Origin of the sequence: Geobacillus vulcani PSS1 (assembly GCF_000733845.1) — a bacterium.
GTDB lineage: Bacteria > Bacillota > Bacilli > Bacillales > Anoxybacillaceae > Geobacillus > Geobacillus vulcani.
Genome location: NZ_JPOI01000001.1, coordinates 2,646,589 through 2,670,404 on the forward strand (window position 1 = coordinate 2,646,589; position 23,816 = coordinate 2,670,404).

The following is a 23,816-nucleotide window of genomic DNA, read 5'->3' on the forward strand; positions in this document are numbered from 1 at the left end:
CAATCATAGACGAGAAAGGAGGAAGCGCATATTCCCGCTTGATGGGGAATATTGTGCGTTCATGATGAATGTTTCAATCCCACCGATCCGCTGCGAAATGGTTGAACAAGCGCGTGCCTATATTGATCAATTGACCAAACCACCCGGCAGCCTTGGCCGGCTTGAAGAAGTGGCGGCTGAGCTCGCTGGCATGACCGGGGAGCTTCTCCCGCGCGTCACTCCGCCCGGAGTGCTTGTGTTTGCGGCCGATCATGGCGTCACCGAAGAAGGGGTGTCTGCCTATCCGGCCGAAGTGACGGCACAAATGGTGCACAATTTCGCGAATGGCGGAGCGGCGATCAACGCCTTCAGCCGGCAAATCGGCGCGTTGCTTCAGGTGATCGATGTCGGTGTCGCCGCACCGATCGCTGATGAACGCATTATTCAGAAAAAGGTGCGCCCAGGAACAAACAATTTCGCCAAAATGGAAGCGATGACGACGTCCGAGGCTGAACAGGCGCTTTCCGTCGGTTATGAACAGGCGGCGTCCATCATTGAACAAGGCGCCCGCACGCTCATTGTCGGCGAGATGGGCATCGGCAATACAACCGCCGCGAGCGCCTTATTGGCTGCGTTGACCGATGAGCCGCTTGAGCGCATCGTTGGCAAAGGAAGCGGGATTCGGGAAGAGAGATTGGCTCATAAACGGGACGTCATCCGTCGAGCGCTTTTGCTTCATCGACCGGATCCGGCGAAGCCGCTTGAATGGCTCGCGAAAATTGGCGGGCTGGAGATCGCGGCGATGGCCGGAGCGATGTTGGCCGCGGCTGAGCGGCGCATTCCGATCTTGCTTGATGGCTTTATTTGCACGGTGGCTGCCCTTGTGGCCCGCCAATTTGCCCCCAACGTCGCAGAGTATATGATCGCTGGCCATCGTTCGCAAGAGCCGGGCCACAGCATTGCCCTTCGTTTGCTTGGGAAAGAGCCGCTGTTGGATTTGCACATGCGCCTTGGCGAAGGAAGCGGAGCCACTGTGGCGTTTCCACTCTTAGTGTCGGCAACAGCGATGATGAATGAGATGGCGACGTTTGCGTCCGCAGGCATTTCGACGGTTGAGGAGAAAGGGGAGAGACAAGCATGACCGTCGGCAAAGTGTATTTAGTCGGCGCTGGACCGGGGGATGAAAAGCTCATCACGGTTTACGGCCGCGAATGCCTGGAACGGGCGGATGTCGTCGTTTACGACCGGCTCATCAACCGGAAGCTGCTGCGCTATGCGAAGCCTGGCGCCGAGCTTCTTTACTGCGGCAAAGAGCCGGGAAAACATGACACGGTTCAAGAACAAATTCATGAGTTGCTCGTTCAGCATGCGCAACAAGGAAAGACGGTCGTCCGTTTAAAAGGCGGCGATCCGTGCGTCTTTGGCCGCGTTGGTGAAGAGGCGGAAGTGTTGGCGAAAGCCGAGATTCCGTTTGAAATCGTTCCAGGGGTGACATCCGGCATCGCTGTGCCGGCGTACGCCGGCATTCCGGTCACCCACCGTGATTACGCCGCCTCGGTGGCGATGGTCAGCGGACATCGGAGCGAGCGGATTGACTGGGAGGCGCTCGCCCGCGGATGCGATACGATCGTCATGTACATGGGGGCGGCCAACTTGCCGGATATTTGCGGCCGACTGATGGCGGCCGGAAAGCCGGCGAATACGCCGGCGGCCATCATCGAATGGGGGACGACGGAGCGGCAGCGCACCGTGGCGGCACCGCTTTCGACGCTGCCAGACGAGGCGAAAAAAGCGGGCATTTCCCATCCGGCCATCATCATTATCGGCGATGTTGTTCGTCTGCGTGAGACGCTCCAATGGTTTCCGGAGCGGCAAGGGGGCATGGTCGATGCCGACGCCTCGTCGTAGCGGGCGGGTCATCGTTTATACGGGCGACGGAAAAGGAAAAACGACAGCTGCTTTTGGCTTGGCGCTGCGCGCCATCGGCCGAGGAATGCAAGTCGCTGTGCTGCAGTTTATCAAGTCGCCCGAGCGTACGTATGGCGAGCAGTTGGCCTTGCAACGTCTTGGCGTCGACGTCCGTCAGCTCGGCGCCGGCTTCACATGGACGAAAACGCCGGAGGTGCACCGCGAAGCGTTGCAGCGCGCTTGGACGGTGGCGAAAGAATATGTCCATTCCGGCCGGTATGACGTCATCGTGTTGGATGAATTGAACAACGCCTTGGCGATTGATCGGTTTCCGGTTGGTGATATCCTATCGGTCAACGATGTGCTGGAACTGATCCGCACGCGTCCGCCGGAGCTGCACCTTGTCATCACGGGCCGCGCGGCGCACCCAGAGCTGATGGCGGCTGCCGATATCGTCACGGAAATGAAGCTAGTCAAGCATGACTATGAACAAGGAAGGACCGCGATGAAAGGGATTGAATTTTAGAAGCAAAAAAGCGGCGAAAAAACGGCCGCTTTTTTTGCAGGTTAGGCATGTTCATCGGTTTTGTCATTTTGGATTTTGTTTTGTCGCCGCCCTTTGCTGTTGTCGCCGGAAACCGGGCCGTCGAGCAGCGCCATCGGATCCTGCGTCGGCGTGTTTTGATTCCGGCTTCCTTTATTTGGCCGCTTCGTCACGATTCCCACCTCCTTTTAGGCGCTATCACTCCATCATTAGTATAGGCTGTTCACATATTTTTATCATAAGTGGGAGAGCGTTCAAGCGAATTCGGCAAAAAAAAAACGGGGAGTGCTTTTACGGCGTCCTCCCACGTGCAAGCCGGCCGGATGCTGGCAAACACGGCGGCCAAGGCGAACAGGCTAGTAAGCGTAACCGCCGAAAGCGGAACCGACAATAATCAACAAAATAAACAAGACGACGATCAAAGCAAATCCGTTGCCATGCCAAGCGCCCATCCCGATTCACCTCCCAATCAAGCCTACAATATGATATGCAGCGCCGGCGCGAATGGTTGGGGAATTTGTCGATGGGCGACAAAAATAAGAAAAGCGCCTTGCTAGAACAGCGAAGGCGTTTTTCTGCTGACATTTCCTTTATTCCGCAAGACAGCATCATCGACCGGTTTGTCAAGCGGGACGTTTTTCAGCTGACATGTTCCTTATTCCCACTCGTAAGGCGTCTCTTGATAGACGTAATAGTTCAGCCAGTTGATGAACAGCAAATTGGCGTGCGAACGCCATGTATTGAGCGGCATCTGGCTCGGGTCGTCGTTTGGAAAATACGATTCCGGCGGTTGGATGGGCAGCCCTTTCGCCAAATCACGTTCATACTCCTCTTTCAGTGTCGTGGCGTCATATTCCGGATGGCCGGTCAAGAAAATTTGCCGCCCGTCGTTCGAGGCGACGAGGCAAACGCCTGCTTTTTCAGCCATCGATAAAATCGTCAGCTCCGGCACCTTTTCAATGTCTTCGCGCTTGACATCCGTATGGCGCGAATGCGGCATGCGGAACACGTCATCGAAGCCGCGCAACAGTTTGACATTTTTCACTTCCACCGTATGGTTGAACACGCCGAAACATTTTTCCGGCAACGGATATTTCGGAATCCCGTAATGGTAATATAAGCCGGCTTGCGCACCCCAACAAATATGTAAGGTCGAGGTGACGTTGTTTGTCGTCCATTCCATAATCTCCGTCAACTCGTCCCAATACGTGACTTCTTCAAACGGCAATTGCTCGACCGGCGCTCCGGTGATGATCATCCCGTCGAACTTTCGATGGCGAATGTGCGGGAAAATCGTGTAAAATTGCTCTAAATGGTGTTTGCTTGTCGTTTTCGGCTCATGGGTCGCCGGGCGCAAAAAGGTGACGTTCACTTGCAGCGGCGAGTTGCCGAGCAGCCGCAGCAGCTGCGTCTCTGCTTTTTCTTTTTCGGGCATCAAGTTTAAAATGACGATGTTGAGTGGACGGATGTCTTGCGAGTAAGCCCGTTCTTCGTCCATGACGAAAATGTTTTCCTGTTCGAGTATTTCCTTCGCCGGCAAGTCTTTTGGAATGTTGATTGGCAATGGTGTCCCCTCCGTTTCTGTCTCGTTACTAAATACCTTAATTATAAAAACTTTGCCAACATTCTTCAATTGCTTTTTTTGACTTGAAACCGCTCGTGAACAAAAAGGGGGAATCGCGATTGGATCCGACGGCGTTTGATAATTTAAAGACGGTGCTGGAAGGTGCTGTGTATGACGCGGACTTGCAAGGGCGCATCGCCGTGGTCGATCGCCGCGACCTTGTCGATTTGGCTCGTTTGTTGCGGGAGTACGCCATTTCATTTCGGCTCAATGATGCGCCGGATCCGTTCGTCGTCTGCACTGCGCGGCTTTCGCTTGATTTTGCTGAGCTGGCCAACGAGCGGCTCTATTGCGGCCAAGCCGGCTGCCGACTCGCTCTTCTGTTTACCCTTCCGGTTCGCCGTTCGTCCGTTTGTACGTTCATTGAAGGAACACTGCGGACGATTTGGGGCCAGGAGCGAATCATCCGACAAACGCTCCGCTTTCCATTTCCGCATGAACGCGGTCCGTATGAAAATGAAGCCGTGGTCGAGTTTGCCCGCCTCATTTATGAGGACAATGCTACTGATTTGCCGGCGATGGTGCCGTATATGATTTCGTCGCTCGAGCAGCTACAATCGTTTGTTGGACAGTAGCGATGCAAAAAGTGGAAACAAACGATGAAATCCGCTATGATGGGAATGAGGTGAAAAATCATGAGTGTATATCAATTTAGCGCCAAAACGATTCGTGGTGAGGAACAACCGCTTTCCGTCTATCAAGGCAAGGTGCTGTTGATTGTCAACACGGTGAGCCGTTGCGGTTTTACGCCGCAGTATAAAGAACTGCAAGAGCTGTATAACGACTATCGCGATCGCGGGTTTGTGGTGCTCGGCTTTCCGTGCAACCAGTTTGGCGGCCAAGAGCCGGGGACGGAAGAGGAAATTGAGCAATTTTGCCAGCTCAATTATGGCGTGACGTTCCCGTTGTTTGCGAAAGTGGATGTGAATGGCGATCACGCCCACCCGCTGTTTCAATATTTGAAAGAGCAAGCACCGGGGGCATTGGGAACAAAAGCGATCAAATGGAACTTTACGAAGTTTTTGGTCGACCGCAACGGCAAGGTTGTCGCTCGTTTCGCCCCGCAAACGAAGCCGCACGAGTTGAGAAAGGAAATTGAAAAGCTGCTGTCAAACAAGGAGGGGTAACGCTTGCGCATTCAAGCGATTGAACCGACGCCAAGCCCGAACACGATGAAAATCTTGCTTGATGAAGAGTTGCCACCCGGCATGCGCCATAACTATAAATCGGACAACATCAGTGAAGCGCCGCCGCTTATTCAAGCATTGCTGCGCATTGACGGGGTGAAAAGCATCTACCATGTCGCCGACTTTTTGGCGATTGAGCGCCATCCGAAATACGACTGGCGCGACATTTTGGCGAACGTGCGCGAAGTGTTCGGTGAGGAAGCGGATGACGGCACCGAGGCAAAGCCGAAAGGAAACGAACACTTCGGCGAAGTGAAAGTGTTCGTGCAAATGTTGTATGGCCTGCCGATGCAAGTGAAGCTTGTCGACGGGGAGCGCGAACACCGCATCGGGCTGCCGAAACCGTTTATGGACGCGGTCATTGAGGCGCAAAAATACGCGGGAAATGTCGTGCTTGAGCGAAAATGGGTCGAAAAAGGAGTGCGCTACGGCACGTTTGAGGAAATCGGCCGCGAAATCGTCGATGAGCTGTCGGCCGCCTATCCGCCCGAGCGGCTCGAGCGGATCGTCAACATGTTCCGCCGCGGCGAGCAGGAAAAAACGGTGCAAAAGCGTCCAAGCCTCAAAGTGACGAGCGAGATGCTCGATGACCCGGACTGGCGCAAACGGTATGCCGCGCTCGAACAGATGGCTGAGCCGACCGAGGACGATATCCCGGTGTTGGCGAAGGCGCTTAAGGATGAAAAAATGGCCATCCGTCGTCTGGCAACAGCATATCTTGGCATGATCGGCGGAAAAAAGGTGCTTCCGTATTTGTATGAAGCGTTAAAAGATCCGGCCGTTGCGGTCCGCCGCACCGCCGGCGACTGTTTGTCCGACATCGGCGATCCGGAGGCCATTCCGGCCATGATCGAAGCGCTAAAGGACGAAAGCAAGCTCGTCCGTTGGCGCGCGGCCATGTTTTTGTACGAGGTTGGCGACAAATCGGCGCTCGCGGCGTTAAAAGCGGCGGAAAACGATCCGGAGTTTGAAGTGAGCTTGCAAGTGAAAATGGCCATTGAACGGATCGAAGGAGGCGAAGAAGCGAAAGGCTCCATCTGGAAGCAAATGACGGAGAGCCGGAAGAAAGGAAACGAAACGGAACAGTAAAACAGGCGCGCCCATCGGTGCGCCTGTTTTTATGATCGAAAGGGGTGCCGATTATTCTTCAATTTCATTACTATTAAAATGGGATTTTAAATTTTTTCGCTTCTCCAGCTGCGGATTTGTTTCTTAGAAAAGAGTGTTTTCAACAATGGTGAAGCCTTGGAGAGAGCTCCAAGGCTTGGCTCGTCATTCCCTGAAATATTGTTCGATAAAATCTTTAACAAGAGGAGAGAGTTCGTTTGGCAATGCATGAAGAGGGAAAAATTTTACCTCAAGCGATTCTTCCCCGTCTTCTTTCAGTTCTCCACCGCGGATATCACGGGTGAGATAAACAACAGTGACTGGGTAATATTGATCTCCATTAGGCAGCCGAACAAAATATTTTTTTCCAGAAAACACATCGACTAGTTCCAGTTTGCCGATTTCCAGCCCTGTTTCTTCCCACACTTCCCGCCGGGCTGCTTCTTCTGCGGACTCCCCCAACTCCAACAAACCGCCGGGCAGTCCCCATAAGCCGTCGCGGCGTTTCTGCAATAAAATCCGTCCGCATTCATCGGTGACAGCGACCCCGGCTCCCGCCAAGATGATCGGCCGGGTTCCAATGATTTTTCGCAGTTCTTCAATGTATCCCATGTGCACGCTCCTTTCATGGCCATCGATGGCTTAGTATATGTTTGGTCGCTGACAATGGCCGCGGCGGTTGATAGAAAGCGAAACGAAATCGCTCGTTTGATGGCGGCCAAACGGGTGTGTTTAGCCCCGTTTGTTCTGAATGATGCCGTTTAGAGACATGCGGCAGTGGACGGTTCTCTTCATTGATTTTTCAAACGAAAATATAGTATGCTGATAGCGCAGCGATGATGAATGTGGAGGGATGAGGGCAATGTCAATGGCTTACGAAGACTATATGCGCCAGCTTGTGCAGCCGATGCGCGATGAACTTGTCCGCGCCGGTTTCCGCGAATTGCGCACAAGCGAAGAAGTCGAGCAGTTTATGGAACAAGTGGAAGGAACGACGTTTGTCTTTGTCAACTCGGTGTGCGGCTGCGCCGCTGGATTGGCGCGCCCGGCGGCGACGCAGGCGGTGCTGCGGAGCGAGAAAAAGCCGGATCATTTGGTGACGGTGTTCGCCGGCCAAGATAAAGAGGCGACGGCGAAAATGCGCGAGTACTTTGTCGGTTATCCGCCGTCTTCGCCGTCGATGGCGCTCTTAAAGGGGAAAGAAGTTGTTCACTTCATTCCGCGCGAAGACATCGAGTTTCACTCGATGGAGGACGTGATGGAAAATATTTTGGCTGCGTTTGACCAATATTGCGGCTGATGCGGTGCGAGTGAGGAGCGAACGGCGCGGCGTTGATTCGCTTTCGTTCCGCATACAGTAGCGCGCCGGCGGGAACGATAAAGACGGAGGTGATCGGCGTGCCGAAGCGGAAAAAAGACCGTTCGAAAACGGGCGTCAGCGCCCCGGATGTCAGAGGACAAGGCACGACGCAAACGGAAACAGGCGCTTATGAGCTTGACTCCGCCCGCAAAAAAACGAAAGTGGACTAAAAAAGGAGCTCCCGATGTGGAGCCCCTTTTTCTTTGCCCCTGTTAGGCATTGGCGATGCAGCTGTAAATGAAATACAACAACGTAATGAGACTGGCCGCAAAAAAGACTGTGTTCACGCTCCGTTTTCCCGCCTTTCTGTCTATATTTTCCCCGATAACATATGATACACTATTCATATAACATAGTATATACCAACAAAAGCAAAAAGAAAATGCAGTTTTTGTCTTGTCAAGGGAGAGAAGATGAAATGAAAAAAGCGAAACGAATGAACGCGTTTTCGGCATCGATTTTCGCCGAGTTGACGGCGTATCGTCAAAAGCGGCGCCACCTTCATGATGAGTGGATCGACTTGAGCGTTGGCAGCCCAGATTTGCCGCCGGCGCCGTTTGTGCGTGAGGCGATCGCCCGCTACGCCAATGAACCAAACGCGTATGGCTATACATTAAAAGGCATTCGCGAGTTTCATGAAGCGGTCGCCGATTATTATCGGACGGCGCATGGCGTCGTGCTCGATCCGGAGACAGAAGTGACGTACGTCATCGGATCGCAGGATGGGCTTGTGCATTTGCCGATGGTGTTCGCCGACCCGGGCGATGTCATTCTGCTGCCGGATCCCGGATATCCAGCGTATGCGGCGGGAGTGGCGATGGCTGAGGCGGAGCCGTATTTCCTTCCTCTTCGAAAAGAACGAGGATTTTTGCCTGATCTTGCCGCCATTCCGGAGGAAGTCGCCAAACGGGCGGTGATGCTCTTTTTAAACTTCCCCGGGAACCCGGTTCCGGCCCTGGCGACAGAGTCATTTTACCGCGAAGTGGTCGAATTTGCGAAGCGGTACGATCTCCTCGTTGTTTCCGATTTTGCTTACGGCGAGCTGTATTATGACGGAAACAAACCGGTGAGTTTTCTTTCTGTTCCAGGCGCAAAGGACGTTGGCGTGGAGATCAATTCGTTGTCAAAAAGCTACAACATGGCCGGCTGCCGTGTCGGCTACGTATGCGGCAATGCCGAGGTGATCCGCGCCTTCGCTGAATTCAAATCAAATTTGGATTACGGCATTTTTTGGCCGCTGCAAAAAGCCGCCGCGGAAGTGCTCCGCCATGGCGCCGGTTTTTGCGCTGAGAGCCGCATGATTTATCAAGCGCGCCGCGATGTGCTCGTGGAGGGACTCGCTGACATCGGTTGGACGGTTGACCGTCCACAAGCCGGCATGTTCGTGTGGGCGAAAATTCCGGACGGATGGACATCGCTTTCGTTTGCGAAGGCGCTCATCGACCAAGCCGGCGTCGTTGTGACGCCTGGGCACGCGTTTGGGCCGAGCGGCGAAGGGTATGTGCGCATCGCCCTTGTCCAGCCGGAAGAAGTGTTGCGCCGGGCGGTCGCCAAATTAAAAGCGACCGGCTTGTTCGCGTCTTCAGCCGCTGAGCGGCGGTAACGGGAGGTGAAGGTGATGAAACTGCCGTCTTGGCTGCGAAAAGCGCTTGTTGCCGCCATTACCGTTTCCACGTTTGGACTCGTCACGCCGCCCGCCTCATTGCTTGCCGCCAAAGAGCCGCCGTCAGACGATGCCTCGTCTCCCGACTGGCAGCACAGTCCAGTCGGTCGTGCCGATGAAGCCGGCTCCTTGACGCGCGCTCAATTCATTGAGCAGACGATAGAAAAGGCCGTTGCCCAGTCCCATGAAAAATTCGGTCGCAAAATCGCTCCGGTTATTGAAGAGGAGTTTCGCGCCGTCATTTTGCCGCGCATCGAAACGGTGATCGCCGAGCTTGCCGAGCGTTATCCGGAAGACGAACTCCGCTATTTGGCGGTTTCAGAAAATCCGTCCGGCGGGCAAGGGGAGCGCATGTTTCACTTGTATCGGGCCGATACGGGAGAAGATCTGATCCGCTTTCACGTCCGCCGCGAGCATCCGCCGCAAGATGGCTATTGGTTTCAGTTCCACTATCACACTTGTGAGGACGGCTTTCAAGCCCATCATGAGCTTGGGAAAATTTACTGGTCCAAAAATACGCCGCCGAACTGGCGTACATAATCACCTGCGGTTCTTTCCTGATTTTGCGCATTTTTCCCCGCTTCGTTCTATGATATGATTTTCATAGATTGAAAGAAAAAGAAGCGGGGGAAACCATGATGAAACGGCTGCTCATGAGCTTGCTGGCGGCGCTGTTCGCGATTCCGCTTCTATCGCTTTCGCCGTACCCGGCCGCCCACGGCGTGCTTCTTCAAGAAAGTGGCCTTGATCTTCGGAGCATTCCGTCCCGTGACGTGCTCGGCCGCATCGTTATCGTGCCCGAGACAGCGTTTCCGGCTGCGGAGGCGAACAAGACTTTTCAGACGCTTGCCCGCATTGATCGAAGCATTTTGGAGCAGGCGGCTGCTCATCATATTTACATCCAGCTGTTGACAGGCCCTATTACGAATGAACCGACAGCTCGCCACTTGCGTGGGAAAACCCCGCGCGGCTATGCGCCGGGATCCAAAACATGGGATGACGTGCCGGGCATCGGCGGGTCGCATTTAGTGCTCGTCCGCCTCGGCCATAGCGAAAAAGGAAAAGGGCACGGCTCGGTCAATTTGGAGTTGCATGAGTTTGCTCATTCGCTCGATTACATCGTATTTGACCGCATTCATGAAACGGACGAATTTCAAGCGATTTGGCGGGAGGAGGCGCCGCGGCTCTTTCCGGGTGAATCTTATTTTTTGACTTATCCGGAAGAGTATTTTGCCGAGGCGTTTGCCTATTATTACGCAAGCGAAGAGACGCGGCGAACGTTGCGGGCGGCAGCGCCGAACACATATGCGTTCATCCGTGGACTCGCGGAACGGGCCTCATAGAAGGCTCTTTTTTTTCGTGATGAGAGCGGTGCTTTATGGTATGATAAAGCGTGAGGTGAGAACATTGCGGCAATATTTGCAGTTATTGGAGGATATTTTGGAAAACGGCGTTGAAAAAGAGGACCGCACGGGCGTCGGCACGCTGTCGGTGTTTGGCCGCCAGCTCCGCTTCAACTTGCGGGACGGATTCCCGCTCGTGACAACGAAAAAGTTGCATATCCGCTCCATCATTTATGAACTGCTCTGGTTTTTAAAAGGCGATACGAATGTCCGCTATTTGCAGGAGAACGGCGTGACGATTTGGGACGAGTGGGCGGATGAAAACGGCGATCTCGGTCCCATTTACGGCGCGCAATGGCGGTCGTGGAAAGGAGCAGATGGGAAAACGATCGACCAGATCGCCTGGGTCGTTGAGGAGATCAAACGAAATCCGAATTCGCGCCGGCTGCTTGTGAGCGCATGGAACGTGGCGGAGCTGGATGAAATGAAGCTGCCGCCATGCCATTATGCGTTTCAATTTTATGTCGCAAACGGTCGGCTGTCGTGCATGTGGCAGCAACGCTCCGTCGATACGTTTTTAGGACTGCCTTTTAACATTGCCAGCTACGCGCTGTTGACGCATATGATCGCCCAGCAATGCGATTTAGATGTCGGCGAACTCATTTTCACCGGCGGCGACGTCCATTTGTACAAAAACCATCTTGAGCAAGCGAAACTGCAGCTGACGCGCGAGCCGCGCCCACTGCCAAAGCTCGTGATCAAGCGGAAGCCGCCGTCCATTTTCGACTACGAATACGACGATTTCGAGATTGTCGGCTATGACCCGCATCCGGCGATTAAAGCACCGGTGGCGGTGTAAAGGAGAGGGGCGGCATGATTTCGCACATTGTGGCGATGGACGAAAACCGGGTGATCGGCAAAGACAACCGCTTGCCTTGGCATTTGCCGGCCGATTTGGCGTATTTTAAACGGGTGACGATGGGCCATGCCATCGTGATGGGGCGCAAAACGTTTGAGGCGATTGGCCGCCCGCTTCCCGGGCGGGAAAATATCGTCGTGACGCGCAACCGCTCGTTTCGCCCGGAAGGCTGCGTTGTGCTTCATTCGCTTGAAGAGGTCAAGCAATGGACCGCATCGCGCGCCGATGAGGTGTTTATCATCGGCGGGGCCGAACTGTTTCGGGTGACAATGCCGATTGTCGACCGGCTGTATGTGACGAACATTTTTGCTTCCTTCCCCGGCGATACATTTTATCCGCCCATTTCTGACGATGAATGGGAAATTGTTTCCTATACGCCAGGAAGGAAAGACGAAAAAAATCCGTATGAACACGCCTTTGTCATTTATGAGCGGAAAAAGGCGAAATAGATGAGACACGGGCATGGATATGCGTTTGTCGTTGGCGTACGAAATGTTTGCGGAGACAGCCCCAAAATGGGGCGTCTTTTTGTTTGGGATCCGAACATTTTGAAAACGTCTGCGTCAATGTTTCTGCATAGAAGCGGGGCGAAGAAGGAACGATAATCAATAGAACTACAATGGAAATGGAGGAAGACGATGAAACATATCGTTCCGTTTGTCGTCAAGCTCGCCGCTTGGAGCGTCGTCTTGTTTTCGCTGTTTACGATCTTTAACGCCCCGCTTTCCTTGATTTCGCTCATGACGATGGTGACGGCGCTTGTTTCTTATATCATCGGCGATCTGTTCGTGTTGCCGCGCGTCGGCCATTTTGTCGCCGCCGCTCTTGACGTGCCGCTTTCCTTTTTGCTTATTTGGCCGGTCAGCTTTGCCCTCATTGCCCCGTCCGTCAACATGGCGTACGGCGCGTTTTTCAGCGCCTTGGCGATCGGGGCGGTTGAAGCGTTTTTCCATTTGTATATGGAAAACCATGTGCTTGAAGAAGCGGGGCGGGAAGAAGCGCACCGCTGGTATGATGAAGGAAGATGGGCGACGGAATTTGCCGAGGAAGAAGAGTTCAAAAAAGAGGAGGACGACCGGGCGTAGCGCCGGTCGTTTTTTCTGGCCGCTTGCGCATTAAGAAGTATATAGACTTCCATGACGAAACATTTTCGTCACCATCGGAAGGATGAAAATGTCCTTATGTTGAATGCTGGAACTCTACGCATTTTGGAATTCGAGTATTTTCAGGATAGATGCAACGAAGAAGTTGAACGATCTTTGATGAAAAAGCGGTTTGTCCATTTTCGACTGTCGAAGCAAGCCTGTGGCTTGTCTCCGTCACGCCTTGGCATGACGGAAGACCGAACAACCGCCTACTTCACAGACCCATCGATGGGTCTGGAAGCGGGTGACCCGACAGTTGATCCAATCCTCGGTAAAAGCTGCAAATAGGAAAGCTTCAAATGGCATCTAATATAGTTCGCCGCACCTATGCTGCGCAATTCGCCGCGTTGCGGTCTGACAGGACGGCTAGGGTGAGGGGTCGAGCAGGAAGGACAGCGTTCATCGGATGGCGTCAGGCCAAAAGCGCGAATCTGGCCGGCGGAAGCGTCCAGTATCCGGTAAAGCGGGGCCATCGCGATGTTCACGAGTCCGCTTCCCCTCATCCTCATAAAACTTTTCGAAAATTCCCTTTTCTTTTTGCGAATTTGTGATATAATCTACAAATCAAAGACAACTTAGAAAAGAAAGGGAACGAGAGCATGGAACAACAGCTGAAACGGAAGCAAGGGGCGGTATACGTCGAGGACATTTTGATCGCGTATCATACGCTGAAGGATGTTGTTTTCCATACGCCGCTGCAAAAAAACCCGCTGTTATCCGAGCGTTACGGGTGCAACGTTTATTTGAAGCGCGAGGATTTGCAAGTCGTGCGCTCGTTTAAGCTGCGGGGGGCGTACAACCGGATGAAGCATTTAACCGATGAGGAGCGGCGCAACGGAATTGTATGCGCCAGCGCCGGCAACCATGCCCAAGGGGTGGCCTATTCATGCCGGGCGCTTGGCGTGCATGGGAAAATTTATATGCCGGCGACGACGCCTCGGCAAAAAGTGTCGCAAGTGCAGCTGTTTGGCAAAGACATGGTCGAGATCGTCCTTGTCGGCGACACGTTTGATGATTCATACAACGAAGCGGTGAAATGCGCCGAAGCGGAAGGACGGACGTTCATTCACCCGTTTGATGATGAATACGTCATCGCCGGACAGGGGACGATTGGCGTCGAGGTGCTCAACGACTGCGATGAACCGATCGACTTTTTGTTCGCCAGCATTGGCGGCGGGGGATTGATGGCCGGGCTGGGAACGTATGTGAAAAGCATTTCTCCGTCCACCAAAGTCATCGGCGTCGAGCCGGCCGGCGCCCCGTCGATGAAAGCGGCGCTCGAGCGCGGACATGTCGTAACGCTTGCGGAAATCGACAAGTTTGTGGACGGGGCTGCCGTCAAGACGGTCGGGGAAAAGACGTTCGCCTTATGCCGCGGGGTGCTTGATGACATCGTCGTTGTTCCGGAAGGGAAAGTGTGTACGACGATTTTGGAGTTGTACAACGAAAACGCCATTGTCGCCGAACCAGCGGGGGCGTTGCCGATCGCGGCGCTTGATTTTTACAAGGAACAAATCCGCGGCAAGACGGTCGTCTGCGTCGTCAGCGGTGGCAACAACGACATTGACCGGATGCAGGAAATCAAAGAGCGCTCGATGATTTACGAAGGACTGCAACACTATTTCATCGTCAACTTCCCGCAGCGGGCCGGGGCGCTGCGCGAGTTTTTGGATGAAGTGCTTGGTCCGACGGATGATATCACCCGGTTTGAATACACGAAGAAAAACAACAAAGAAAGCGGACCGGCGCTCGTCGGCATCGAGCTGAAACGGCGCGAAGACTACGCACCGCTCATCGAGCGGATGAAGAAAAAAGGCTTCCCGTTCCAAGAGGTCAACAAAGACCCGAACTTGTTCCATCTATTGATTTGACGAAAAAAGTCGGAACAAATTCGCCGCATTCCGACATACTTTTTCACCGGATTGGTGTATAATAAAAATAAATCGGTGAAAAAGAGGATTGATATTTTGCTATTCAAAAGCCTCGAGTTCAAAAACGCATATGGACAGAAGGTCAAGATTATCGAAATTCCTGTATTGGAGGAAGAGAACACATACCGATTCATGATCCAACTGCGCTTGGAGGCGTTTATTGCAAAAGTGTATCGGTCGAGAACGAACCGTTCCGTTTACTCGTTCCGCGAACATTTGAAGAAAGTGCTGAAATGGCCGGTATATGAACAGATCTTTAAAGAAACGGTGCTAAAGCATAATGCATGACCGTTGTTGTTTTGCCCTTGGCGGCAAAACAACTTTTTTTGTGGGATTTTCGTTGGTTTCATTATATAATGGAAACGAGATGACGTCGGGTAAAACAAAGCGGTGCAGGCAGAAAGGAACGAACGATCGATGTGGAAACGAATGATGATGATCGCGGCCATTTGTTTGCTCGCTGCATGCGGAAAAACGATTCCGGATGCGAAAAACTGGCCGGTGGAGGACTTTACGTTTGTCGATCAGACGGGCAAGCAGTTTGGGCTTCGCGACTTAAAAGGAAAAGTGTGGGTTGCGGATTTTATTTTTACAAACTGCGAGACCGTTTGTCCGCCGATGACGGCCCATATGGCTAAACTAAAGCAAATGGCAAAGAAAGAAGGACTGGATGTCGAGTTTGTCTCCTTCAGCGTTGATCCGGAAGTCGACACGCCGGAAAAACTGGCAGCGTATGCGAAACAATTTACAGATGACCTATCAAACTGGCATTTGCTTACCGGATACAGCCCGGCCGAGATCAGCGAGTTGGCGCAAAAAAGCTTTAAAACGATTGTGCAAAAGCCGGCCAATGACGACCAAGTCGTGCATGGCACCAGTTTTTATTTGGTCGGGCCAGACGGAAAAGTAGTTCAGACGTACAGCGGCGTACAAGATGTGCCATACGAAACGATTTTAGAGCATATCAAAATCGTGCAGTCGTCGCAATGAGGCAAAAACGGCTACCGCCTTTTTGCCTTCTTTTCGTTTTTCCCCTGTTGCGGCAAAAGGCAGGTGTCAAACAATGAAACGGTGGGGATGGTTGTTGTGCTGCTGGCTGCTCGCCGGATGCGTGTCGCTTTCGACGGGCGGAAAGCCGGAGCGCCCGCATGAAGCCGCCGTCAAGCAGACGGAAGCAAAGCCGCTTCCGAAAGATATTCATTTGGTCGCTTTAGGCGATTCGTTGACAGAAGGAGTGGGGGACGGCGAAGGGAAAGGAGGCTATATTGGCCGCCTTGTCCCGCTCCTTTCGGCAGAAGATGGGGTTCGGACGGCCACCGTGACGAATTTAGGAAAGCGCGGTCGGCGCATCGCGGAGCTGGAGCCGGTGATCAACGCTCACCAAGATGAGCTCAAACGGGCGGATTTGATTTTGCTGACGATTGGCGGCAACGATGTGATGAACGTCGTCCGCTCGCACTTTTTAGACTTGTCGCGCCAGCGGTTTCAGCAAGCCACGGAAATATTTGCCGACCGACTGGACCATCTATTGATCTCGTTGCGCACGATCAATCCGGATGTGGTCATTGTGCTTGTGGGCCTATACAATCCGTTTTCCAGCACATTGCCGACCATTTCGGAAATCGATGACGTCATCGCCGAATGGAATCAAGCGAGCGCGGCGGTGCTTTCACAGTATGAGCGAACGATTTTTGTCGATATCCAAGACATTTTTGCTGACCGCGATGATTTGCTCTACCGCGATGAATTTCATCCGAATGCCGCAGGATACGAACAGATTGCCATACGGGTGTATGAAGCGTTAAAGGAACGAAAAGAATGGTGGATAGGGAGATTGCTGCAATGAATTGGAAACGAGCGTTTTGGATGTTGGCGGCTGTCAACGCCGTGGTTCTTGTTTGGGCTGTCGCTTGGCTGTTCGAGCCCGCTTCACCGGTGAAGTGGCCGGCGCGCCCGAACGTGGAAGGGGCTTCGTTTACGGTATACTCGAAGAAAGAGCATTTGAACGCCGTCATTAACGACTATTTGGCGGAAAAAACGAAAGACCATCCGCTCCGGTACGATGTTTGGCTTGCCGACCGCGTCTATGTTTCAAGCGAAATCCCGATTTTAGGCCGTCCGGTCGAACTCGTCGTCTCGTTTGTGCCAAAAGTAGTCAAAGGAGGGAATGTCGAGCTCACAGAGCCGACGATTTCGCTTGGCGATTGGAAGCTGCCGGTGACGTATGTGCTTCGCTACTTGCAAAAGCACGCCCCGCTGCCCGATGAAGTGGCGATTGACCCGGAGCACACCCGCGTCTACGTCGCGCTCACGGACATTCGCTTTGGCAACGGCTATCAAGTGGCGGCCAAAAAAATCGATTTGGCCGCCGATGAGATCGTGTTTACCTTAACGATTCCGACGAAGCAGCACCAGTAAAAAAGACTGTCCGCGTGTGCAGGACAGTCTTTTTTGCGGTTAGGAGCTTCTTTGTCACCCGCTTTTCCGATGATTCAGATGAGACGCAGCCCTTTTGGGTAAAAGTTTTTCACCGTTCCTTTCACTTCTTTCCCCCAGGCGAATGGAAATCCATCCACGGTCACGAGCAGCCAACCGCGATCACCGCCCGTGGACAGCGTCTCCCCGCGCCAATAGCGGACGATTTCCTCGCTTGTGCTTGCCAGATCCAGCACATGTCGTGCTTCTTCCGTCCGCAGCGATAACGCGAGGGCGTGATTCGGCTCCAGCCGCTCTTTTTTTACTTCACCCAAGTGCAATCCAGCGCGCACGACTTTGATGCCGGATAAATCCGGACAGCGCTCCGGCAACAACACGAAATGTGCTCCAAACGAGGCAAATGTGCCGTCTCGCTCTGTCCGCAATGCCTCTTGTTCAAACTGGCGATACAGGCGAAGGGCAGTTTTTGGCGCGCTCGATTTCGCCCATCTCCCCCGCCAAGATGGGGTGGGCCGCTGTTTTTGGAGTTTGGCGACAAAATGCCCTTCCCCTTTGACGCGGTGCGGCCAAAGGCGGGCGGCGTGTGCGAGATCAAATCGATTCGTTTTCGTCCACTCCGGCCGCCCCGGCTCGATGCCGCCGATTTTCGCAATCGGCAACAACTGCAAATCCTCGTAGGTCTCAAGCAGCCATTCAATCGTTTGTTCGTTTTCTTCGGGAGAGAACGTGCACGTCGAGTAAACGAGAATGCCGCCTTCTTTCAGCATCGCATAGGCGCTTTCCAAAATGCGCCGCTGTCTGGCCGCACATTCTTCCACATAAGCCGGACTCCAAAAGGAAACGGCTTCTTCCTCTTTGCGAAACATGCCTTCGCCGGAACAGGGGGCGTCGACCAAAATTTTGTCAAAAAAGCCTGGAAACCGCTCGGCAAGCGCCTCAGGAGTTTCATTGACGACAATCGTGTTCGCCAAGCCGAACCGTTCGACGTTCTCCGCGAGCGCTTTGACCCTCTTCGGATGGATTTCATTGGCCATCAGCAACCCTTTGTTTTCCATCATCGCGCCAAGTTGGGTTGTTTTTCCCCCGGGAGCGGCGCATAAGTCAAGCACCATTTCTCCAGGCTCAGGGTGCAGCGCCTCAGCGACCGCCATGGCGCTCGGCTCTTGAATGTAATACAGGCCGGCCGCGTGGTATGGATGTTTTCCTGGTTGTTCATTCCGCTCATAATAAAACCCGGTCGGGCAAAACGGCACCGGGGAAAGGGAAAAGGGCGCCGTTTTTGTCCATGCGTCCGGGTCGGTTTTCAACGGATTGACGCGCAAGCCGTTCGTTTTTTCCTGCTCATAGACGGTGAAAAACTCATCCGCTTCTTCCTGAAGCAGCGTTTTCATCTTCGCAATAAACGATTCGGGCAGTCTCAACGCAACAAACTCCTTTCTCGGCGTATCATCATGGGCGCACGAGTGTTTAAAAAGCACAGCATCATATGGCTGAACACAAGTTTTTCTGACCCCTCCCTCGAACAAGAACGCCGGCGGAAAAGCTGGAAACAGTGCTTTCTCAAATCGTTTTTATTGGTTCATCAACACGTCCTGTCATGAGCGTTTGCCTGGCCATTTCACTTTCGGCTCCGTTTTGTTCAAGATGCGTTGAATGTTGGCGCGATGACGGTAAAAGATAAACGAGGCGAGCAACAACACCGCCGCCGTCAACGGGATGTCGTCCGTGAAAAAGACGGTGTACACGACCGCATACAGCGCGGCGGCCATCGATGACAGCGAGACGTAGCGCGAAATCGCCAAGACAACAAGAAACACAGCGATGAGCGACAAAAAGAACAACGGCGAATAAAACAGCATCACCCCGCCCGATGTCGCCACCGCCTTGCCGCCGCGGAATTTGGCGAACACCGGGTACATATGGCCGACGACAGCGACCGCACCGGCTAACAGCGGATGAACAGGGACGGAAAAAAACATCGGCAAGCTCGCCGCCAGTGTTCCTTTTAGCATGTCACCGACAATGACGATCGTTCCCGCTTTCGCCCCAAGCACGCGGAACGTGTTCGTTCCCCCAAGATTGCCGCTTCCATGTTCGCGGATGTCGATTCCGTAGCCGATCTTTCCGACAAGAAGGCCAAACGGAATCGAACCGAGAAGATAAGCAAGAAGCAAAATCAGTGCAGTCATGAAGCCCAACACCCTTTACTCAACAAGTTTGTGCATGTTTCTATTTTACCATGCATGATAGAAAACGGTAGACAGGAATTTTGCATTTCAAGGACATAGCCGCTAAACTGAAAAGAAGAAACGGGCTGTCGGCAAGTTCGTCCGACTCCGGACAGATGAGAAAGGAGCGACCATGATGAAAACGACGGTTGTATGGAACGGAAACATGTCATTCAGCGGCCAAAGCGCCTCCGGTGTGGTGATCCCGATGGATGCCGCGAAGGATGTCGGCGGCAACGATTCGGGCGCGCGGCCGATGGAGCTTTTGCTTCACGCCTTAGCCGGCTGCACCGGCATTGATATCATCCTGATCTTGCGCAAAATGCGCCTGGATGTCCGGGCGTTTTCGATGGAAGTGGAAGGAACGCGCGCCGATGACCACCCGAAGCGGTTTACAGAGATTCATATCCATTACGCCCTTGAAGGCGATTTGCCGGAAGAAAAAGTTGTCCGCGCCATCCGGCTGTCCAAAGAAAAATATTGTTCTGTTTCCCATTCGTTAAACGCTGCCATTACGGCGAGCTATTCGATCAACGGCGTGCGCGGGAAGGAGACGATCTAACAAGGAGGAGGGTTTGACGTTCATGGCCGTTTCGTGTGGCATAGCGCCGGATGACCATATGATGAACAAGGTGTTCCGATCGTTTGCGGAACACCTTTTTTGTGTTAGAACAGATAACGGTGATCAGTCGTTTGGATGGATGCCCTGCCGATCCGCTTTCTTTCAAGTTATGCCCGATAGGCGGCGCGCCAAAAAACTTTGTCCTCATACTTGACACTGATCTTTTAATTGTTATAATTTTTAACATAAATACGTTAATTTTTATTACGCAAAAAGGTTGAGGGGGCGGCGGGAAGTGAAAAAAATTGAGGCCATCATCCGGCCGGAGAGATTAACCGATACCATTAAAGCATTGAAACAAATCGGGATTACCGGGTTCACCGTTTCGCAGGTTGTCGGCCGTGGGAAACAGAAGGATACACAAGGAGTGTATCGGGGAAAAAACTACAAAGTGACGCTCCATCCGAAAGTCAAACTTGAAATCGTTCTGTCCGACTATATGGTCGAGCGGACGATCCAATCGATTGTGGCCGCTGCGCAAACCGGCGAAGACGGGGACGGGAAAATTTTTGTCTATCCGGTGCTGGAAGCGTACAACATTCGCACCGGCACGCTTGACTTTGATATTGATGAACTGGCGGAAAAACGGGAGGGACGGGCATGATGGAACATGTGAATGCTGTATGGATCGTCATCGCGGCCGCCATGGTGCTGTTTATGGAAGGCGGATTCAGCTTGCTGGAAGCAGGGTTGGTGCGGACGAAAAACGCCGTCAATGTAACAATGAAAATTTTCGTTGATTTGACCATCGGAGCGCTAGCGTTTTGGCTCATTGGCTTTGGGCTGATGTTCGGAGATGATGCGTTCGGCTGGATCGGCACCACGCTGTTCGGAACACCGGAAGCCATCTCTTTGTCTGTTCCGCTGCCAAGCGCGGCATTTGTTCTATTCCAAATCGGGTTTGCCGTAGCGTGTGTGTCAATTATTTCCGGAGCAGTCGCCGAGCGGATGAATTTTAAGGCATACATTGTGACGGTTCTTCTTGTTTGCGCTGCCGTTTACCCATTATCAGGCCATTGGATTTGGCATAGTGACGGCTGGTTGGCGAAACTCGGGATGAAAGATTTCGCAGGGTCAGCAGCGATTCATGCGCTCGGCGGTTTTGCGGCGCTGGCGCTCGCCAAGCGGCTTGGACCGCGAAAAGGGCGGTTCAACTCGGACGGCAGTGTGAACGTATTTGCGCCGAGCAATATTCCGCTTGCTTCGGCGGGGGCGTTCATTTTATGGTTTGGCTGGTTTGCGTTTAATGCGGGCAGTACACTCGATGCGTCCAATGAAGCGCTGGCGTCGATCGCCCTCAACACAATGTTGTCAGGGGCAGCCGGGGGCACGTCGGCGCTCCTCGTGACGATGAAAAAGTACGGAAAAGCCGATCCAAGCATGGTCATGAATGGTGTGTTGTCCGGTCTGGTGGCCATTACGGCCGGCTGTGCGTTCGTCTCGCAATGGAGCGCGGTGCTGATCGGTCTGGTGAGCGGCGTCATCGTCGTCTATGCGACGCTGTTGGTCGATGCGTTGAAAATCGACGACCCGGTCGGTGCGGTGGCGGTCCATGGGTTTAATGGGGTGTTTGGCACGCTCGCCGTCGGTTTGTTCGACTCGACGCAAGGATTGTTGACGACCGGCCATGTGTCGCTGTTCACCACCCAACTGCTTGGCGCGTTGACCGTCGTCATTTGGGGCTTTGTCAGCGGTGCGCTCATCGCCAATGTGTGCGACCGCACAGTTGGGCTGCGGGCGACAGAGCGCGAGGAAGAAGAAGGGCTTGATATGGCGTACCACGGCATTCCAGCTTACAATGAACTCGAACGGTTTGCCGATCTCCCAGGCGGGTTGTACGATTTTGAGGAGACGACCGGCATTCGCGTTGCTCCGTTAAACAATAAAAACGCCGTCGGATAAGATTGCAGAGGTTGTTCGAAAAGGCCTGCCTGATGGCCTTTGGCGGACAGCCTCTTTTTCTATTTTTCTAATTTACAAAAAATTTACAAAAAAATCACAAAAAAGAATCCTTTTGTCCCTATTATTCTACTTATTCATAAAGATATAATCGGTAGATGAAGGAAAGATACACAGGGAAGGAGACGAAACGATGAAGGGTTCGGAACGATGGGGAAAACGAATGTTGTCGGCATTGACGGCAGCCGCTGTATTGGCGGCAACGCCGGTTGGGGCGGCAGGGAACGGGAAAAGCAAAGGAGAGCCGCCTGCTTCTTCGCACCGTTATATTGAGGTGCAGCTCCTCGGCATAAACGATTTTCATGGCCAGCTCAACGTGACGAGAAAAGTCGGCGGGCGGGAAGTCGGGCGAGCGGATTATTTGGCCGCTTATTTGAAACAGCGGGAGGCAGAAAACAAAAACACGCTGCTCGTCCATGCCGGCGATGCGGTCGGCGCCAGCCCGCCGGTATCGGCGCTGTTGCAGGACGAGCCGACGATCGAAGTGCTGAACAAACTCGGCTTTGACGTCGGCACGCTTGGCAACCACGAGTTTGACGAAGGAGTAGCGGAAATGCTCCGCCTGATCCATGGCGGGTATCACCCGGCGACCGGCGATTTCTCTGGGGCGGATTTTCCGTACGTGAGCGCCAACGTCGTTGACAAAGAAACGAAACAACCGATTCTTCCGCCGTACGTCATTAAGCGGGTCAACGGCATGCCAATCGGGTTCATCGGGGTGACATTGACAGATACACCATCGATCGTGACACCGAGCGGCGTCGCTGGGGTGGAATTCATCGACGAAGCGACGGCGATTAACAAAGCCGTGCGGGAACTGAAGAAAAAAGGGGTGCGCACGATCGTCGTTCTCGCCCATAACCCAGGTGCATCCAATCCGGATGGAACAAACGCAAGCGGAGAAATCGTGGATATCGCCAAAACGGTCGATGATGAAGTCGATGTGATTTTCGCCGGTCATAACCATGCCTATTTAAATGCGGTGGTGGACGGCAAGCTGCTCGTTCAGTCGTATTCGTACGGCACGGCGTTTTCTGATGTCGATCTGAAAATCGACCCGCGCACAAAAGATGTCGTGGCGAAACAAGCGGAAATCGTGACGACGTATCATGACGGCATCACGCCGGATCCGGAAATCCGTGCCCTCGTCGAAAAATATGAAGCGAAAGTCGCGCCGCTTGTCAACCAAGTCGTCGGCACGGCGGCTGAAACGATCACCGACGAGCAAAACGCGAGCGGCGAGTCCGCTTTGGGCAATTTGATCGCCGATGCCCAGCGGGCGGCGATGAACACCGATTTTGCCTTTATGAACCCGGGCGGCATTCGCGCGGATATTGAACAAGGTGAGGTAACGTGGGGAGAGCTGTACAACGTTCAGCCGTTCAACAACCAGCTCGTGAAAATGACGCTCACCGGCGCGCAAATCCGCGAGCTTTTGAACCAACAATGGCAGCCGACAAAAACACGTATGCTGCAAATCTCCGGCCTCCGCTATACATGGAGCGCCAGCAGACCGGCAGGGAACAAAGTCGTCGACATTCAGCTTCCTGATGGCACACCGCTGAATCCGAACGGCGAGTACACGGTGACGGTCAACAGCTTCCTCGCCGACGGCGGCGATGGGTTCACGGTGCTGACGCAAGGGACGAACCGCGAAGTAGGGCCGGTCGATTTGGATGCCCTCGTCTCGTACATTCGCGGCCTTGCGCAGCCGTTTTCGGCACGGATTGAGGGGCGGATCAACCGCCTTCCGTAACACGTGTTGACTGAGGCGAACGCTCGCCAAGCGAATGAAGAAGGTGTCCCCCAAAGGCCCGGGGACACCTTTTCTTCGCTTCGAATGGCGGGGTTGCTGCCGCTT

29 protein-coding genes are annotated in these 23,816 nt (G+C 53.5%); 23 read left to right on the forward strand and 6 right to left on the reverse strand.

The window, feature by feature from the left end; translation table 11 throughout:
• Positions 1–61 precede the first annotated feature (61 nt).
• From cobT to cobO, 3 genes are read left to right on the forward strand one after another with little or no spacing between them, the layout of a single operon-like run.
• Positions 62–1,120, forward strand: coding sequence for a nicotinate-nucleotide--dimethylbenzimidazole phosphoribosyltransferase (gene cobT, locus N685_RS0114130; RefSeq protein ID WP_193363902.1), 1,059 nt, complete (start codon positions 62–64; stop codon positions 1,118–1,120).
• The gene (gene cobA / locus N685_RS0114135) at positions 1,117–1,887 is read left to right on the forward strand and encodes a uroporphyrinogen-III C-methyltransferase (protein ID WP_031409388.1); all 771 of its coding nucleotides are present in this window, start codon (positions 1,117–1,119) and stop codon (positions 1,885–1,887) included. Before cobT ends, cobA begins: the two co-directional genes overlap by 4 nt.
• Complete coding sequence (gene cobO, locus N685_RS0114140) at positions 1,868–2,413, forward strand: cob(I)yrinic acid a,c-diamide adenosyltransferase (RefSeq protein WP_031409390.1); 546 nt, start codon at positions 1,868–1,870, stop codon at positions 2,411–2,413. Before cobA ends, cobO begins: the two co-directional genes overlap by 20 nt.
• 41 nt (positions 2,414–2,454) lie before the next feature.
• On the opposite strand, the gene N685_RS19825 is transcribed toward cobO, so the two are convergent.
• From N685_RS19825 to metA, 3 genes are all read right to left on the reverse strand, one after another.
• The gene (locus N685_RS19825) at positions 2,455–2,604 is read right to left on the reverse strand and encodes a hypothetical protein (RefSeq protein ID WP_167333003.1); all 150 of its coding nucleotides are present in this window, start codon (positions 2,602–2,604) and stop codon (positions 2,455–2,457) included.
• Between the two features lie 183 nt (positions 2,605–2,787).
• Positions 2,788–2,883, reverse strand: a complete 96-nt coding sequence (locus N685_RS19150; protein ID WP_071880188.1) for a YjcZ family sporulation protein — start codon at positions 2,881–2,883, stop codon at positions 2,788–2,790.
• Between the two features lie 203 nt (positions 2,884–3,086).
• A complete protein-coding gene (metA, locus tag N685_RS0114155) occupies positions 3,087–3,995 on the reverse strand; it encodes a homoserine O-acetyltransferase MetA (RefSeq protein ID WP_031409392.1) in 909 nt (302 codons plus the stop codon).
• A gap of 119 nt (positions 3,996–4,114) precedes the next feature.
• Between metA and N685_RS0114160 the strand changes: the two genes are divergently transcribed.
• The 3 genes from N685_RS0114160 to N685_RS0114170 are packed head-to-tail and all read left to right on the forward strand — an operon-like array spanning position 4,115 to position 6,331.
• Positions 4,115–4,630, forward strand: a complete 516-nt coding sequence (locus N685_RS0114160; RefSeq protein ID WP_031409394.1) for a hypothetical protein — start codon at positions 4,115–4,117, stop codon at positions 4,628–4,630.
• A 60-nt stretch (positions 4,631–4,690) separates the two neighbouring features.
• Positions 4,691–5,182 (forward strand): glutathione peroxidase, encoded by a 492-nt coding sequence (locus tag N685_RS0114165; RefSeq protein ID WP_031409396.1) that lies wholly within the window; start codon positions 4,691–4,693, stop codon positions 5,180–5,182.
• Positions 5,183–5,185: 3 nt separating this feature from the next.
• The gene (locus N685_RS0114170; protein ID WP_031409398.1) at positions 5,186–6,331 is read left to right on the forward strand and encodes a conserved virulence factor C family protein; all 1,146 of its coding nucleotides are present in this window, start codon (positions 5,186–5,188) and stop codon (positions 6,329–6,331) included.
• A gap of 183 nt (positions 6,332–6,514) precedes the next feature.
• On the opposite strand, the gene N685_RS0114175 is transcribed toward N685_RS0114170, so the two are convergent.
• The gene (locus tag N685_RS0114175; RefSeq protein WP_031409400.1) at positions 6,515–6,961 is read right to left on the reverse strand and encodes an NUDIX hydrolase; all 447 of its coding nucleotides are present in this window, start codon (positions 6,959–6,961) and stop codon (positions 6,515–6,517) included.
• A gap of 250 nt (positions 6,962–7,211) precedes the next feature.
• On the opposite strand from N685_RS0114175, the gene N685_RS0114180 reads away from it, so the two are divergent.
• The 13 genes from N685_RS0114180 (at position 7,212) to N685_RS0114250 (ending at position 17,128) form a co-directional block, all read left to right on the forward strand.
• Complete coding sequence (locus N685_RS0114180) at positions 7,212–7,649, forward strand: BrxA/BrxB family bacilliredoxin (protein WP_013523798.1); 438 nt, start codon at positions 7,212–7,214, stop codon at positions 7,647–7,649.
• Between the two features lie 98 nt (positions 7,650–7,747).
• Positions 7,748–7,879: a YuzL family protein gene (locus N685_RS18470; RefSeq protein WP_071880211.1), complete on the forward strand. Its 132-nt coding sequence runs from the start codon at positions 7,748–7,750 to the stop codon at positions 7,877–7,879.
• A gap of 248 nt (positions 7,880–8,127) precedes the next feature.
• A complete protein-coding gene (locus N685_RS0114190) occupies positions 8,128–9,312 on the forward strand; it encodes an LL-diaminopimelate aminotransferase (RefSeq protein WP_031409403.1) in 1,185 nt (394 codons plus the stop codon).
• 21 nt (positions 9,313–9,333) lie between these two features.
• Positions 9,334–9,912 carry a YpjP family protein gene (locus N685_RS0114195; protein WP_031409405.1) on the forward strand — a complete coding sequence of 193 codons (579 nt, stop codon included), beginning with the start codon at positions 9,334–9,336 and terminating at the stop codon, positions 9,910–9,912.
• A gap of 98 nt (positions 9,913–10,010) precedes the next feature.
• Positions 10,011–10,715 carry an anthrax toxin lethal factor-related metalloendopeptidase gene (locus tag N685_RS0114200; protein ID WP_031409407.1) on the forward strand — a complete coding sequence of 235 codons (705 nt, stop codon included), beginning with the start codon at positions 10,011–10,013 and terminating at the stop codon, positions 10,713–10,715.
• Between the two features lie 64 nt (positions 10,716–10,779).
• Positions 10,780–11,574 (forward strand): thymidylate synthase, encoded by a 795-nt coding sequence (gene thyA, locus N685_RS0114205; RefSeq protein ID WP_031409409.1) that lies wholly within the window; start codon positions 10,780–10,782, stop codon positions 11,572–11,574.
• 14 nt (positions 11,575–11,588) lie between these two features.
• Positions 11,589–12,083, forward strand: a complete 495-nt coding sequence (locus N685_RS0114210) for a dihydrofolate reductase (protein ID WP_031409411.1) — start codon at positions 11,589–11,591, stop codon at positions 12,081–12,083.
• Positions 12,084–12,272: 189 nt separating this feature from the next.
• Complete coding sequence (locus N685_RS0114220; RefSeq protein ID WP_031409413.1) at positions 12,273–12,719, forward strand: YndM family protein; 447 nt, start codon at positions 12,273–12,275, stop codon at positions 12,717–12,719.
• A 659-nt stretch (positions 12,720–13,378) separates the two neighbouring features.
• The gene (gene ilvA / locus N685_RS0114230) at positions 13,379–14,650 is read left to right on the forward strand and encodes a threonine ammonia-lyase IlvA (RefSeq protein WP_031409417.1); all 1,272 of its coding nucleotides are present in this window, start codon (positions 13,379–13,381) and stop codon (positions 14,648–14,650) included.
• Between the two features lie 96 nt (positions 14,651–14,746).
• Positions 14,747–14,998: a YpmP family protein gene (locus tag N685_RS0114235; protein WP_031409419.1), complete on the forward strand. Its 252-nt coding sequence runs from the start codon at positions 14,747–14,749 to the stop codon at positions 14,996–14,998.
• 129 nt (positions 14,999–15,127) lie between these two features.
• Positions 15,128–15,700 carry an SCO family protein gene (locus N685_RS0114240; protein ID WP_031409421.1) on the forward strand — a complete coding sequence of 191 codons (573 nt, stop codon included), beginning with the start codon at positions 15,128–15,130 and terminating at the stop codon, positions 15,698–15,700.
• Positions 15,701–15,773: 73 nt separating this feature from the next.
• Positions 15,774–16,556 carry an SGNH/GDSL hydrolase family protein gene (locus tag N685_RS0114245; protein ID WP_031409423.1) on the forward strand — a complete coding sequence of 261 codons (783 nt, stop codon included), beginning with the start codon at positions 15,774–15,776 and terminating at the stop codon, positions 16,554–16,556.
• Positions 16,553–17,128 (forward strand): YpmS family protein, encoded by a 576-nt coding sequence (locus tag N685_RS0114250; protein WP_031409425.1) that lies wholly within the window; start codon positions 16,553–16,555, stop codon positions 17,126–17,128. Before N685_RS0114245 ends, N685_RS0114250 begins: the two co-directional genes overlap by 4 nt.
• A gap of 74 nt (positions 17,129–17,202) precedes the next feature.
• Here the strand turns inward: N685_RS0114250 and N685_RS0114255 are convergent, their stop codons facing one another.
• Positions 17,203–18,567, reverse strand: coding sequence for an RsmF rRNA methyltransferase first C-terminal domain-containing protein (locus tag N685_RS0114255; protein ID WP_031409427.1), 1,365 nt, complete (start codon positions 18,565–18,567; stop codon positions 17,203–17,205).
• Positions 18,568–18,741: 174 nt separating this feature from the next.
• Complete coding sequence (gene plsY, locus N685_RS0114260) at positions 18,742–19,335, reverse strand: glycerol-3-phosphate 1-O-acyltransferase PlsY (protein WP_031409429.1); 594 nt, start codon at positions 19,333–19,335, stop codon at positions 18,742–18,744.
• A 175-nt stretch (positions 19,336–19,510) separates the two neighbouring features.
• On the opposite strand from plsY, the gene N685_RS0114265 reads away from it, so the two are divergent.
• The 4 genes from N685_RS0114265 to N685_RS0114285 all read left to right on the forward strand — a co-directional run bounded on the left by N685_RS0114265 (position 19,511) and on the right by N685_RS0114285 (position 23,711).
• Positions 19,511–19,936 carry an OsmC family protein gene (locus N685_RS0114265; protein WP_031409431.1) on the forward strand — a complete coding sequence of 142 codons (426 nt, stop codon included), beginning with the start codon at positions 19,511–19,513 and terminating at the stop codon, positions 19,934–19,936.
• Between the two features lie 295 nt (positions 19,937–20,231).
• Positions 20,232–20,600 (forward strand): P-II family nitrogen regulator, encoded by a 369-nt coding sequence (locus N685_RS0114275; protein ID WP_051870821.1) that lies wholly within the window; start codon positions 20,232–20,234, stop codon positions 20,598–20,600.
• A complete protein-coding gene (locus tag N685_RS0114280) occupies positions 20,597–21,898 on the forward strand; it encodes an ammonium transporter (RefSeq protein ID WP_031409437.1) in 1,302 nt (433 codons plus the stop codon). Before N685_RS0114275 ends, N685_RS0114280 begins: the two co-directional genes overlap by 4 nt.
• 190 nt (positions 21,899–22,088) lie before the next feature.
• Positions 22,089–23,711 (forward strand): bifunctional metallophosphatase/5'-nucleotidase, encoded by a 1,623-nt coding sequence (locus N685_RS0114285; RefSeq protein ID WP_031409439.1) that lies wholly within the window; start codon positions 22,089–22,091, stop codon positions 23,709–23,711.
• Positions 23,712–23,816 lie beyond the last annotated feature (105 nt).